This is a genomic window from Dehalobacter restrictus DSM 9455, from assembly GCF_000512895.1.
In the GTDB taxonomy this organism is placed as follows: domain Bacteria; phylum Bacillota; class Desulfitobacteriia; order Desulfitobacteriales; family Syntrophobotulaceae; genus Dehalobacter; species Dehalobacter restrictus.
This window is the reverse complement of record NZ_CP007033.1, coordinates 160,827-173,703: the sequence shown is the minus strand read 5'-3', so window position 1 is coordinate 173,703 and position 12,877 is coordinate 160,827. Positions and strand designations below refer to the sequence as shown.

Annotated in this window: 12 protein-coding genes, 1 pseudogene and 1 riboswitch; of the genes and pseudogenes, 6 read left to right on the top strand and 7 right to left on the bottom strand. The window is 42.7% G+C overall.

All coding sequences use genetic code 11. The features are described 5' to 3' along the window. The first annotated feature begins 185 nt into the window (after positions 1 to 185). Both iorA and DEHRE_RS00840 read left to right on the top strand, forming a co-directional pair. A complete protein-coding gene (gene iorA, locus DEHRE_RS00845; protein WP_025204957.1) occupies positions 186 to 1,949 on the top strand; it encodes an indolepyruvate ferredoxin oxidoreductase subunit alpha in 1,764 nt (587 codons plus the stop codon). Continuing rightward, complete coding sequence (locus tag DEHRE_RS00840) at positions 1,942 to 2,526, top strand: indolepyruvate oxidoreductase subunit beta (protein ID WP_025204956.1); 585 nt, start codon at positions 1,942 to 1,944, stop codon at positions 2,524 to 2,526. The genes iorA and DEHRE_RS00840 overlap by 8 nt, the downstream gene beginning before the upstream one ends. Positions 2,527 to 2,757: 231 nt before the next feature. Here DEHRE_RS00840 and DEHRE_RS00835 read toward each other — a convergent pair. After that, positions 2,758 to 3,495 (bottom strand): annotated as a pseudogene (locus DEHRE_RS00835) (transposase); the annotation flags it as partial. A gap of 638 nt (positions 3,496 to 4,133) precedes the next feature. Between DEHRE_RS00835 and DEHRE_RS14250 the strand changes: the two are divergent. After that, on the top strand, positions 4,134 to 4,721 hold the full coding sequence (locus DEHRE_RS14250; RefSeq protein WP_158407230.1) for a matrixin family metalloprotease: 588 nt from the start codon (positions 4,134 to 4,136) through the stop codon (positions 4,719 to 4,721). Positions 4,722 to 4,741: 20 nt separating this feature from the next. Then, on the top strand, positions 4,742 to 5,506 hold the full coding sequence (locus DEHRE_RS00830) for a hypothetical protein (RefSeq protein ID WP_025204954.1): 765 nt from the start codon (positions 4,742 to 4,744) through the stop codon (positions 5,504 to 5,506). 397 nt (positions 5,507 to 5,903) lie between these two features. Here the strand turns inward: DEHRE_RS00830 and DEHRE_RS00825 are convergent, their stop codons facing one another. Further along, on the bottom strand, positions 5,904 to 6,137 hold the full coding sequence (locus tag DEHRE_RS00825; RefSeq protein WP_025204953.1) for a DUF2922 domain-containing protein: 234 nt from the start codon (positions 6,135 to 6,137) through the stop codon (positions 5,904 to 5,906). Positions 6,138 to 6,174: 37 nt separating this feature from the next. Continuing rightward, on the bottom strand, positions 6,175 to 6,405 hold the full coding sequence (locus DEHRE_RS00820; protein WP_025204952.1) for a DUF1659 domain-containing protein: 231 nt from the start codon (positions 6,403 to 6,405) through the stop codon (positions 6,175 to 6,177). Positions 6,406 to 6,575: 170 nt separating this feature from the next. On the opposite strand from DEHRE_RS00820, the gene DEHRE_RS00815 reads away from it, so the two are divergent. Then, entirely contained in the window at positions 6,576 to 7,355 is a 780-nt protein-coding gene (locus tag DEHRE_RS00815) for a DUF3102 domain-containing protein (protein WP_025204951.1), read from the top strand. 301 nt (positions 7,356 to 7,656) lie between these two features. On the opposite strand, the gene thiE is transcribed toward DEHRE_RS00815, so the two are convergent. From thiE to thiD, 4 genes are read right to left on the bottom strand one after another with little or no spacing between them, the layout of a single operon-like run. Beyond that, positions 7,657 to 8,325 carry a thiamine phosphate synthase gene (gene thiE, locus DEHRE_RS00810; RefSeq protein WP_025204950.1) on the bottom strand — a complete coding sequence of 223 codons (669 nt, stop codon included), beginning with the start codon at positions 8,323 to 8,325 and terminating at the stop codon, positions 7,657 to 7,659. Continuing rightward, entirely contained in the window at positions 8,318 to 9,133 is an 816-nt protein-coding gene (gene thiM, locus DEHRE_RS00805) for a hydroxyethylthiazole kinase (RefSeq protein WP_025204949.1), read from the bottom strand. The genes thiE and thiM overlap by 8 nt, the downstream gene beginning before the upstream one ends. Then, positions 9,109 to 10,341 carry a putative hydroxymethylpyrimidine transporter CytX gene (gene cytX, locus DEHRE_RS00800; RefSeq protein WP_025204948.1) on the bottom strand — a complete coding sequence of 411 codons (1,233 nt, stop codon included), beginning with the start codon at positions 10,339 to 10,341 and terminating at the stop codon, positions 9,109 to 9,111. Before cytX ends, thiM begins: the two co-directional genes overlap by 25 nt. Beyond that, on the bottom strand, positions 10,334 to 11,140 hold the full coding sequence (thiD, locus tag DEHRE_RS00795; protein ID WP_025204947.1) for a bifunctional hydroxymethylpyrimidine kinase/phosphomethylpyrimidine kinase: 807 nt from the start codon (positions 11,138 to 11,140) through the stop codon (positions 10,334 to 10,336). Before thiD ends, cytX begins: the two co-directional genes overlap by 8 nt. A gap of 118 nt (positions 11,141 to 11,258) precedes the next feature. Beyond that, positions 11,259 to 11,374: riboswitch (TPP riboswitch) on the bottom strand. Positions 11,375 to 11,573: 199 nt separating this feature from the next. On the opposite strand from thiD, the gene DEHRE_RS00790 reads away from it, so the two are divergent. Further along, positions 11,574 to 12,800 carry a putative DNA modification/repair radical SAM protein gene (locus DEHRE_RS00790; RefSeq protein ID WP_025204946.1) on the top strand — a complete coding sequence of 409 codons (1,227 nt, stop codon included), beginning with the start codon at positions 11,574 to 11,576 and terminating at the stop codon, positions 12,798 to 12,800. Positions 12,801 to 12,877 lie beyond the last annotated feature (77 nt).

Here is a 12,877-nt window from a genome sequence, read left to right as displayed (position 1 = left end):
AATTGAACAGTTATATAAATTATAACAGTTTGGCAATCATCCAGATATTTTCAAAAAATAGCTTGGATTTTGCTTGAACTGTTTTCTTTATTCATACTATAATGAATCTTATATCACCGAAAACAACCTATAACATTTGATGATATCTTATAAATGCAGATCTAAAATTTGAGAGGATGGGGACAATGAAAAAGCTTCTGACAGGCAACGAAGCGATTGCAAGAGGTGCCTGGGAAGCCGGAGTTGTAGTATGCACGGCTTATCCAGGAACCCCCAGTACGGAAATTACAGAAAACGCAGCAAAATATGATGAGATGTATGCGGAATGGTCCCCGAACGAAAAAGTAGCACTCGAAGTTGGTTTGGGTGCTGCGATCGCCGGCGGAAGAGCGCTTGTCTCCATGAAACATGTCGGGGTAAACGTAGCAGCAGATCCCTTGTTTACACTTTCGTATACCGGTGTTAACGGTGGACTGGTACTTGTATCTGCTGACGATCCGGGCATGCATAGTTCTCAAAATGAACAGGATAACCGTCATTTTGGACGGGCAGCAAAAATTCCGGTACTAGAGCCGGCCAACAGCCAGGAGGCCAAAGTTTTTACCAAATTGGCTTTTGACATCAGCGAGATGTTTGATACGCCGGTTATGCTTAGAACGACAACACGGGTGGCACATTCCCAGTCCCTGGTCGAACTTGCTGACCGCAAAGAGAAAGGAATTAAGGAATATCAGAAAAATCCTTCCAAATATGTGATGATTCCCGCAAATGCCCGTCACCGCCATGTGGTTGTTGAGGATAGGCTAATAAAACTAAAAGACTACGCTGAAAGTACCGATCTAAACCGCGTTGAATGGAACGATACGAAGATTGGAGTAATTACCAGCGGCGTAACCTACCAGTATGTCAAAGAAGTTTTACCGGAAGTTTCAATCTTAAAACTTGGCATGACCTTCCCGCTGCCCCAAAAAATGATTATGGACTTTGCGAACAAAGTAGATCAGTTATATATTGTCGAAGAGTTGGAACCTTTTATCGAAGAGTATGTGAGGTCCTGGGGTCTTGATGTTCATGGCAAGGATACTTTTCCGCTGATCGGGGAACTACTGCCGGAAACGATTGCCGCCAAAATCATGCAGACGCTTGGGGACTGTTCTCCCCGTGAGACGACCGAACCAGATCAACTGCAATATGAAATTCCTCCGCGTCCTCCTGTCCTATGTCCCGGCTGTCCGCACAGAGGTCTTTTCTATGTACTTAATAAGCTTAAAGTCACCGTCGCCGGTGATATTGGTTGTTATACGCTTGGCTGCCTTGCTCCGCTTAAAGCCATTGACACGACCATCTGTATGGGAGCAAGTATCGGTACTGCCATGGGCATGGAGAAAGCCAGAGGTAAGGATTTCGCCCGCAATCTGGTAGCGGTGATTGGGGATTCCACTTTCATTCATTCCGGGATAACTGCACTTGTTGACGTCGTATACAATAAAGCAACAACAACGACCATTATTCTGGATAACCGCATCACGGCAATGACCGGCCACCAGCATAATCCGACGACCGGTTTTACTGTTAAAGGAGAACCTACCAAAGAAATTGATCTCGTCCTTCTGGCCAAGGCCGTCGGCGTAGAAAGGGTCCGGGCTGTTGACCCGTTTAAGCTGGACGAACTGGAGAAAATCATCAAAGAAGAGCTGGCTGCTGAAGAGCCTTCCGTAATTATTACCCAGCGGATTTGCGCCTTAATCGATAAAAGCAAGAATAACCCTTATCGCATATCCACAGAAGCTTGTACCGGCTGTCTACGCTGTCTTAAATTAGGCTGTCCCTGTATCGCCAAGGAAGGAAAAGAAGTCAGGATCAACCTTGCTCAGTGTGTAGGTTGCGGGCTATGTGCAACTGTCTGCCCCAGCGAAGCAATCAAGAAAGAAGGTGGCGCCAATGATTGATATCACGAATATTCTTATTGTTGGTGTAGGTGGACAAGGGACAATCCTTGCGAGCCGAGTGATGGCGGGCGCCGTCCAAATGACCGGCCAGGACGTTAAGGTCTCGGAGATTCACGGGATGGCTCAGCGGGGCGGGAGTGTGGTTACCCAGGTAAGATACGGCAAAGAAGTCGCCTCCCCGATCATTCCTGAAGGTGAAGCGGATATTATACTCGCTTTTGAGAAGCTGGAGGCTCTCCGCTGGCTGCCCTATCTGAAAAAGGATGGCAGCATCTTAATTAATGACCAAAGAATCGATCCTATGCCGGTAGTCGTCGGAGCTGCGCAATATCCTTCCGATGTGTTGGATATTATTGAAAAAGAACGTAAAGAAGTTTTTATCATCAACGGGCTCGAAAAGGCTGTCGAAGCTGGCAACGCCAAAGCAGTCAACGTTGTTTTGCTGGGATTGCTGGCCAGATGCCTGAAGATCGACAAGCAGATTTGGCTTGATGTTATCCGGGAAACAGTCCCGTCTAAACTACTGGCAGTTAATCTGAAAGCTTTTGAAGCTGGTTGGAACGGTTACCTAAGTTAAGCATTTATGATGATTACAACATAACTGATTACGAAAGAGGCTGTGCTGAAACTTAAATAGTTTCACACAGCTTCTTTGCTATTTTGATATAATATTGACCATTTATGCCGCATTGCAGTAACAGCAAAGCAGAAGAATAAAAAAAGGGGCATATTACCCCTTACAGACCACCATTTTTCGCATATTATGTGCTATGCAATGTAATCCCCATTTCAGTTTGACCTTGCTCAATTCTTTTTCTATTATTCGTTTGGCTTTTTTGAGTTTTTTATCTTTCGGGATTTGGGACAGCCTTTCATCGATACGTTTTACTGCTGCTTCGATTGCTGTAGAATCGATAGGTTTGTCGGTTTCAAGTTCTTCCAGGTTTCGCTCCCCGTATTCTGCGTTCTCTTCGTCATTTTCTTGTTCGGCATATTGAATAAGTTCCTGACACTTTTGACGCAGGTTTTCTTTGTAGCGTTTGGATGATTTCCCCCATACCCAGCTGTATTTGTTGGCATTGGCTTCGATTTTTGTGCCATCCATAAAGTAGTTTTCGAGTTTGATATATCCTTCTTCTATAAGCAGTTCTACAACTTCACTGAAAACGTCGAGAATCACATCCTTCATCCCTTCCCCGCGAAAGGTATTGATAGTCTTGTAATCAGGGACATTGCCTCCGCAGATCCACATATACATAATATTTTCTCTGGCAGCTTTTTCGATCCTGCGGCTGGAATATGTTTTATCGAAATAGGCATAAACAACGAGTTTTGTCATCATTATCGGATGAAAACTGGATCTTCCTTTGCCGGGATACTGGGCATAGAGTGGTTCCAGGTTCATTTTTTTTATGGCCGTGTTGATTACTCTAACCATATGATTCGGGGGAATCAGGCTCTCTAGGTCGATGGGCAGACTCAGCTGATTTTGGTTATATTCTTTAAAAATGACTTTGTTATGTACCTTTTGCTCGGGTTTTGACAACTTTTTTCACCTGCTTTTACTATATATCTATGTTTATATTTTACCATTTTTTGCTTTCTATATGGTATGAAAAGCCGCCTAAAACTTGCGTTCTAGACGGCTTCTTCGGGCTAGTTTTCACACAGCCCCTTCTATATTTATTATTGTCTGACGAAAACCACCTTTAGGGGTTTATTTCTCTCTTTATAAGTCAATTTTACCAAAAATAGAACAAGCGTTTTTTCTATCTCTGTCCGTAGCTTGGACAATGGACCTTTATTTTTTATTTGAATTCTATAAAAATGTGTTGCGAAAAGTCATTGTGATTGTCTTTATGTAATGAGAAAGCAATATTGGAAATTTACGCTTTTATTGAAAGTAGCAAAAAAATATCCAAAGTGAGGTGATTTATTATTAGGACATTTAAGAGTGAGGCAATAGAAATATTACAATAAAGAAACCCCCAATAAACAGGACTTCCAAGGGTACTGTTTATCAAGGGCGACGTCCATAACTTTGCTTAATAAAGTTCAGGTCTGGTTTAATTTAACTAAATTAAATTGAAGAGGCAGTTCTCATGAAAAATGAACGTTGGAATTGAAAACCTATCAAGAATTATTGGTAAAAAATATCTGATGAAGGGATGTTTATTCATGAACATGAAACCAAAAAAATATCTGTGTTCTATAATTTTATCAACATTATTTACTATTCTTTTGGCGACACCCGTATTTGCAATAACACCTACATTTACTTATTCATGCTCTAGAGGAGTTAATGTATATTATTATATAGAGAATGGTTCAAGTAATCCTCTATATACTCCGATTAGAGATGCCGCATATAACTGGGAACATACAGGCTATGGATCTAATCCAATATATTTATATATTAAAAGTACAAATAGTGGAACCGCAATTGATTTCTATGCTAAGACTAGCTCCTATTGGGGTCCAGATGGAGATAATATAGGAGGACAAACTCGCCCAATGAATGCGTCTGGTTATGAAATAGACCCAAATTTAAGTAATTGGTTGTATTCAGAAATTTATTTAAATAATACTGCACTATCAACTTTGTCTTCTTCATTAAGGCAAGGAGTAACGGCACATGAAATGGGACACGCATTCGGGTTGGCACATTATAATAGTAACCCCACAGGTAGTATTATGTGCCAAACTGCCTATGGTAGGACAGTACAAACTGTACAACAAGAAGATAATGATGCAATAAATGCAAAATATTAATAATACAAGGAGGGATTTTCATGAAAAAGAAAACCGTTATAATTTTTAGTAGTATATTTTTTATACTATTATTGAGTGGAATTACTATATTATCTAAGACAAGCAACAATTCCGTATTAGCATCTGCAAACATTAAAAACACAATAGATAAAAATGTAAATAGCTTAAGTTCAACTACGGAGAATAAAGATGTAGTATTAGACTTAAGATCTGAATTAGATTATTTAATCAATACTACTGATAAAAAAGTTAGAAATGAAAATTCGGATTTTATAATTATCGGGACAGTCCAATCAGTAGATGGAAGTATAAACTATAATCCTAAAGAAGAATTATATACAGATATTCAAACTATTGGCAAAATAAAAGTTGAAAAAGTTATCAAAGGAAATGTTGAGGATAATATTATTCCATTTATAAGACTTGGCGGAGTAATTAGTTTTAGTGAATATGAAAAAGGACTAACTGAAAGTCAAAAAACAAAAGTAGAATTAACCAAGACGCTTACAAATGAAGAGAAAAAGACAAAGTATGTTTCATCCTATACAATGGGCAACATAAATATAGAACAAGGTAAAACATATTTAATGTATTTAAAATATGATCCTGATTATGATAGATACGGCATTGTATTTTTGCAGGATGGTTTGAGAGAAATTGATAAAAGCACAATGGCAAAATCAGAATCTAAAAAATTAATTAAAGACGAAATGTCAACGATAAAAGTAAAGAATAACGAAAGTGGAAAATTTGAAACTATTAATGACGTCTTAGGTGATTTGTAAACTTCAAGGAATGGCACGGGTGTATGGGGTGTATCCCGAACTCTATATAAACTCAAAATTGATGTAAAATTAGGCGAATATTTTATGGGAGCAATAGCAGGAAGAAGCTATCGCTCCTTTTGTCTTTTTGTGGGAGAGTTCGGGGCATCTTTTCACGCGATTTTTTCTCCGAACTTTTACTTCGACGATAGGAGGTTAAACAGAATGTCAGAGGGAAACAAAAAAAGATTTCCATTATGGATGTACCCTGAAACACAGAAAAGGGTTCAGGATATAGCAAAACAACACTGCACAACCACGGTGATCATCTCTGACGCTTACATTCTTACTTAAATGTACTGGAGGGAAAAGGGCTGAAGCTGTTGCCAAAACAACAGCTCCAGAGCGCTAGGCACGCTTATCCTTCGGGAGGATCATAGAGATCCTCCACGTTGTTGTCGTAGACCTTAACGTCCCGCATTAATTGTAACTCCCCACTGGAAGTGAGGAAAATATTCCGCTCGATAACCGTATCCATGACGGCTTCGCACTGAGCCTTCGTCAGGCCTTCGATCGGATCCGGCACGTTAATGCCGAAAGTTTTGCCACCTGTGGTGGCAAACGTCAGGCGAACATATCTGGTATTTGCCATATGATCACCTCCTTTCCCGCCCAAACCGGCAGAAACCTTATCCCTCTTCGAACTCAAGCCGGTAATTCTTCTGCAACAGGATATCCTGCAGTTCATGTTGACTCAAACTGTATAAGGCTGAAATGACATCATAAAGGGCTTGCTCCGTGGCGTCAGGCTTAACATAATTCAGTCCTTTTTTCCTGAGGATCGGACCGCCGGCCGGCGTCGTACCGATCTGATAGCGTCCGGCCAGAACCGAACTTAACGGGATCATGGTGACAGGCATGGCTGTGCACCTCCTTTCTCTTTGACAGGCTGACTTGTCTCGCCTGTCCTCATTAACTACTTTATGAATATTTTGTCCCGGGGGTTACAGGTTGTCCTTAAAAATATCCGGAGTCGCCGCAGTTAATCGCGTCGGAAATTAACCTGATCAAAAGACAGACCCATCGGATCGTGCTCAGCAGCGCCATCGAGATCGGGCGGCGGCTGACGGAGATCAAGGAACAGGTCAAGTATGGGGAATGGGGCCGTTGGCTGAAAGAGGAGGTCAGCTACTCCCAGGATACGGCCGAAAAAATGATGCGCCTCTACCAGGAGTACGGCGTCAAACAGCTTTCTATCTTCACCGACGGCGAACCGGACCAGGAAATACCCGAACTGAGCTTTTCACAGGCCTACATCCTCTTAGGCGTACCGGAAGAGGAAAGAGCCGCTTTCATCACGGACACGGATGTCGCGAGAACGTCTACCCGCGAGCTGCAAAAGGCGATTGACGACTGGAATCAGGCCCGGCGGAAGAAGGAACAGGCCGAACAGGAAAAAGCGGTCCTGCAGCAAGCCCTGGAGGAGGAAAAGGAAAAGTCCGCCCGGCTGGCCCAAGCGAACGCCGTATTAGATAAAAACGCCCAGGAATTGTTTACGGCCAAGAGCCGGCTAGAACGAAAAGCCGAAAACCTGCAGAACGAGGTAACCTCCATCAAAAAAACAACCGCTTATAAATCCCTGAACTCCCTGCGCAAGAACTTGAGCAGTGCGTCGACCAAGGTACGCGCCAACAATATCGCCTTTCTCTACGGGGAACTGGACCGGGTGATCAAAGAACTGTGGTTCCAGCTCGATAAGATCAAACAAAGCGACCCGGACACCTTCGTTGCCTATAAGGATAAAGTCTATGAGTTTCTGATTCAGCGGGCGCGGGATGAGATATGGGCAAAGGATATTCCGGAACTGTAAATAAAAATCCTGTTGTGAAGAATCCCGTTGTCACGACCGAACAGCGGGATTCTTCTCTAATTGAATACTACTTTTGTTGGTGGCTTTAGTACTGATTGAAACGCGACGTAAAAAGTCATCAAGCTGATGTGCATCTCAGGTCAAACTGGAATGGGGATTACATTGCATAGCACATAATATGCGAAAAATGGTGGTATGTAAGGGGTAATATGCCCCTTTTTTTATTCTTCTGCTTTGCTGTTACTGCAATGCGGCATAAATGGTCAATATTATATCAAAATAGCAAAGAAGCTGTGTGAAACTATTTAAGTTTCAGCACAGCCCCTTTCGTATAATTAGTCTGTTTTTGATATGATTTTTTTAATTCCCGTGCTGCCTGTTCAATGTCTTGCGCCGCTAGGATAGCAGAAACTACGGATATTCCGTCAATCCCGGTTTCCATCGTACGCACAGCATTTTCCTTCTTAATCCCGCCAATCGCTACGACAGGGATTGAGACGGCTTTTTTTATCTTCTCCAGCACTGCCAGCGAAACAAGTTTGGCATCGATCTTCGTTCCTGTTGCATACATTGCCCCTACTCCAAGATAGTCCGCTCCCTCTTTTTCCGCTTGAATGGCTTCTGCAACATTACTGACTGATATCCCAATGATTTTATCTTGTCCAATGTGTTTTCTGGCTACCGCAATCGGCAGATCTTCCTGTCCCAGATGCAGACCATCAGCATCGATGGCTAAGGCAATATCCAGACGATCGTTAATAATCAACGGAACATTGTAACGGGAAGTCAGGCTTTTCAATTTCTCGGCCATTTCATAAAATTCCCGGGACGGGGCGATTTTCTCCCGAAGCTGAACAAGAGAGACACCACCTTCAATTGCTTCCCGAACACAAACGATCAAATCCCGAACTCCGATATAGCTTCTATCAGTAACAAGATAAAGAGAGTAGTCCCATTTTAAGCTAGGCAAGCAATTTTATCCTCCCTTCTTTCCTTATCGTATCTTCACCCAGATTATAGACACTATCGAAAAGTCTCACCCTAAAAGTGCCTATTCCTTCCTTATCTTGCAATGTTCTTTGGGCTAGCTCTCCGGCAAGCCCCATCGTCATTACTCCCGCTGCGGCCGCTATAAAGGAATCTGCAACCACGCCGCAGTAGGTTCCGACCAGCGCTGTCGCCATACAGCCGGTACCTGTAACATGCGCCAGGATCGGATGACCATTTGCGATACTGCATACTGCTTTTCCATTTGTAATAATATCCGTTTTACCGGTAACAGCTGCTACACAGTTCATTCTAGCCGCTAAGTCTTTGGCAACTTCTACCCCGCCCGTTTCGTCCGTTACGGAATCGACTCCCTTGGTTTGAACGTTCAAGCCGTTTAAACACTTGATTTCGGACATATTTCCTCTGATTACGGCAAAATGAATTTCATTTAGCAGTGTTTGGGCAACCTTATTGCGATAGGGCGTAGCGCCTACACCTACAGGATCAAAAATAACAGGTATGTGTAATTGGTTGGCTCTCTTTCCTGCCTTGATCATGGAACCAACCGTTCTTTCACTCAAAGTGCCCATATTAATCACAAGGCTTGAAGCGATCGCCACCATATCTTCAACTTCACTGATATCGTCAGCCATCACCGGTGAGCCCCCGAGCGCGAGAATGATATTCGCGCAATCATTGACCGTAACATAATTGGTGATGTTGTGAACCAGCGGTCTTCGCTCTTTTAATTCTTTCAGAGCTTCTACACATTCTTTGATGATATCCATTTTCCGACAACCCCTTTACCTAAAATACAAAATATTGCTGTTATCACCATTACAGGCAGGGTACTTCCTAAGAAAAAACCGCTCGCCGCAAACTGCTGATAAAGTACAACGCCTATAACCCAGATCAGCATGTTTAGCCAATTGATAGCCTGATCTTCCTTGATCTCCTTTTTTCTGAAGATATAATACTCCGTTAAAAGAATTGCGAAAAGCGGAGCAAAAACGGAACCTATGGCATAAAGAAAGTTCTCATACTGTTCCATGGGCACAATGACGGCAAGTACAGTTCCGATAAATGTCATGACCAGACCAGCTATTTTATCATTTGCTTTCGGCCAGATATTCAGATAACTGACTCCCGCTGAATAAGCATCAAGAAAGGTCGTCGTCACCGTAGATAAAACCACAATTCCCATTGCTGCAATTCCAAGATTGGCAGATAGGAGAATTGCCGAAATATCAGAATTCCCGGCAACAATAGCCGCTCCCAGTCCGATGACATACATCCAGCTGCTCCCGACAAAATAGCCGCCGGCACTCCCCCAAAAAGCTCCCTTGCGGCTCTTTGAATAACGGGTATAATCTGAAATCAGTGGTAACCAGGATAGCGGCATAATTACGCTAAGTTCTACTGCTGCACCAAAGGAAAGCTCTCCATCTGGAATCTGGACAGCTAAACCAGGATTTTTGAAGACAATCGTGCTTAAGACAATTGTCAGAATGAATAGCAGTCCTACGGCCAGAGCATTCACTTTGTTAAGCTTTTTTATCCCGACCCCAATCCAGAGACAAATTAGTAAACCGATAAAAATGCTCCATAATAGCTGGTTATTAAAGCCCCAGAGAATCTTGCTGATTTCATTGACTGAACGAGCGCCCACAATAATCATCACAGCCGTCCAGCCAAGAAGCTGCAAAATATTTAGAACTGAAAAACCATAAGACCCGTATTTTCCAAAAGAAATTCGGGTAGATTCTATGGCCGAAATTCTTTTTTCTGCACCGATTATTCCGGTGAGACCTAGAATAACAACGCCAAGCAAATGCCCCAGCAGAATAGCCTGAACACCTTTGCTGAAACCAAGGGGAGCAATTAATGCCCCGGTATAGATTTCAGCAATAGAAACTGCTGCCCCAAACCAGAGGATAAAATGGCTGAAAGAAGGAACCCCTTGTGTTTTATTATCAGGTATTTTAGAATCACTCATCCATCATTCCCGCTTTCTTATAAATTTCGTAAAAATGGTGCGTTGGGCCTACCCCTTTACCTATTTCCAACGAATGCTCTATCGCCATCGTAATATATTTTTTACTTGCTTCTACGGCCCTGGTCATTTCCATGTCCTTGGCCAGGTTTGCAGCAATAGAAGCCGAAAGGGTACAACCGGTGCCATGGGTATTTTTCGTATTCAGCCTTGGCGCTTTAAATTCAGAAAATACTTTTCCATCAAACAGAATATCCGTCGCCGTTCCCTCCAAGTGTCCACCTTTTAGCAAGACACAGGCGGGTCCCAAGGATAAAATTATTTTTGCTGCTTCCTTCACATCCCGAAGATTTAGGATCGGCCTTCCTGTAATTGTCTCAGCCTCAGGAATATTCGGAGTAACGATGGTCGCAAGCGGCAGTAGGTTTGTAATCAAAGCCTTTCTGGCATCTTCCTTCAGTAAAGGATATCCGCTTTTCGAAATCATCACCGGATCAAGTACAATCCTTTTGACGTTATGCTCAATTAATCTATCCCGAATCGTTTCTATAGTCTCGCTTACCGATACCATCCCGATTTTCAATGCATCTACTTCAATGTCTTCAAAAATTGCATCGATTTGTTTCCCGATAATCTCCGGCTTAATATCCTGCACAGCAATAACCCCTTGGGTATTCTGTGCTGTCACAGCAGTTATCACACTCATTCCATAAACCCCATGTGCAGCAAAAGTCTTCAAATCAGCCTGAATTCCTGCTCCACCACAAGTGTCACTGCCTGCAATTGTTAATACTTTTTTCATAGGATACCTTCTTTCTCGATTTCTGAGCAGAAAAACGAAAAACACAAATCGGAAAAAGATTTGTGTTTTGTCTGCTTAAAAACATTGCAGTACGTACTATACGTACGTCTAACATCTCATGTATTCCAAAACTTCTTCCCTCCGCCAGCATTACCTGGATCAGGTTATAGGAGTCAAAGACATCATTGGGTCTTTATCTCAGCCGGCCTCGATCCGGCACCCCTGAAATTAAGTTATTTAATTTTGAGCTGGTAAGATTAGAATAATTGAACCTAGTATAGTATTTTCTGAAATAGATTTCAAGTCGATCTTTTTTTTTATTTTTTGTTCTTATTTTTGTCTTATCTATCTCCGAACCCGTATTATGCAGAATTATCGAACATATGTTTGCATTTCTGTTCTGTTTCTGCTAAAATTTATTGGGGTGATGAGCATGAGTACCCTGGAAAGACTTGCAGTCCTCGCCGATGGAGCCAAGTATGATGTTTCCTGTGCTTCAAGCGGGGTAAATAAACAAAATAAAGGCGGTATCGGCAATTCCAAATCATTTGGCATCTGCCATACCTGGTCTGCCGACGGCCGCTGTGTTTCACTCTTAAAACTTCTTCTGACCAACTACTGTATTTATAACTGTCATTATTGCATTAACCGTAATCAAAATGATATCCCGCGAGCCAGTTTCACGCCAAGGGAAGTTGCCGACCTGACGATTCAATTCTACAGGCGAAATTATATTGAAGGTCTTTTTTTGAGCTCGGGGATTGAGCGCAGTCCAAATCATACCATGGAAAGGATTTATCAGGTTCTTGACATTCTGAGGCATGAATATCACTTTTACGGATATATACACGTCAAAGTGATTCCCGGCGCCGATCCGGCGCTGGTCAACAAGACCGGATTACTCGCCGACAGGATGAGCATTAATATTGAACAGCCTACAGAGCAGAGCCTCAAACTCCTGGCGCCGCAAAAGACACTGCCCGTCCTATTTGCGCCGATGAATCAAATTAATAATCAAATGACGCAAAACGCTTCCGAAAGAAAGATCTTCCGACACGTCCAAAAATTTGTTCCGGCAGGACAGTCGACCCAGATGATTGTCGGGGCAAGCAAAGACAGTGACCTTTCCATTATTAAAGCCACAGAAACCCTTTACAACCGTTTTCAGTTGAAAAGAGTCTATTACTCGGCCTATGTTCCCGTTAATGAGGGCCCAAATCTTCCTGCTCTTTCCACTTCTCCGCCTTTGCTTAGAGAACACCGGCTCTATCAGGCGGACTGGCTGCTGAGATTTTACAGCTTTAAAGCGGATGAAATCGTCAATGAACAAAGTCCGTTTTTGGATACCGATTTTGATCCCAAAATTTCCTGGGCGCTTCGAAACATGCAGTTATTTCCTCTAGAAATCAACCAAGCCTCTTATGAAGAGCTGCTTCGAATTCCTGGCGTAGGCGTGACTTCCGCCCAGAGAATCATCCTGCAGCGCAGGCTGGGTAATATTTCTTATAATCATCTTAAAAAAATGGGTGTGGTTCTTAAGCGCGCTAAATATTTTATTACGTGTCAGGGCTGTTATTACGGAGGCATCCCTGCAGAAAGTGCCTTGGTGCGCCAGGCCCTGGCACCTGTAGCCAAACCCGTTCAGCTATGTTTGTTCTGATTTATCCTGTAAACATAGATGATCATTTTAGGGTTGACAAGGTTCTAGGAATCTTCCGAAGAATGAGGGACTGTTGA

What these genes read in the sequence shown, in the direction of transcription:
- thiD (WP_025204947.1), bottom strand. Translation starts at nt 11,140, where the DNA reads ATGAAAAAAGTATTAACAATTGCAGGCAGTGACACTTGTGGTGGAGCA.
- DEHRE_RS00820 (WP_025204952.1), bottom strand. Translation starts at nt 6,405, where the DNA reads ATGCCTGTCACCATGATCCCGTTAAGTTCGGTTCTGGCCGGACGCTAT.
- DEHRE_RS14250 (WP_158407230.1), top strand. Translation starts at nt 4,134, where the DNA reads ATGAAACCAAAAAAATATCTGTGTTCTATAATTTTATCAACATTATTT.
- DEHRE_RS00790 (WP_025204946.1), top strand. Translation starts at nt 11,574, where the DNA reads ATGAGTACCCTGGAAAGACTTGCAGTCCTCGCCGATGGAGCCAAGTAT.
- DEHRE_RS00840 (WP_025204956.1), top strand. Translation starts at nt 1,942, where the DNA reads ATGATTGATATCACGAATATTCTTATTGTTGGTGTAGGTGGACAAGGG.
- cytX (WP_025204948.1), bottom strand. Translation starts at nt 10,341, where the DNA reads ATGAGTGATTCTAAAATACCTGATAATAAAACACAAGGGGTTCCTTCT.
- iorA (WP_025204957.1), top strand. Translation starts at nt 186, where the DNA reads ATGAAAAAGCTTCTGACAGGCAACGAAGCGATTGCAAGAGGTGCCTGG.
- DEHRE_RS00830 (WP_025204954.1), top strand. Translation starts at nt 4,742, where the DNA reads ATGAAAAAGAAAACCGTTATAATTTTTAGTAGTATATTTTTTATACTA.
- thiM (WP_025204949.1), bottom strand. Translation starts at nt 9,133, where the DNA reads ATGGATATCATCAAAGAATGTGTAGAAGCTCTGAAAGAATTAAAAGAG.
- DEHRE_RS00825 (WP_025204953.1), bottom strand. Translation starts at nt 6,137, where the DNA reads ATGGCAAATACCAGATATGTTCGCCTGACGTTTGCCACCACAGGTGGC.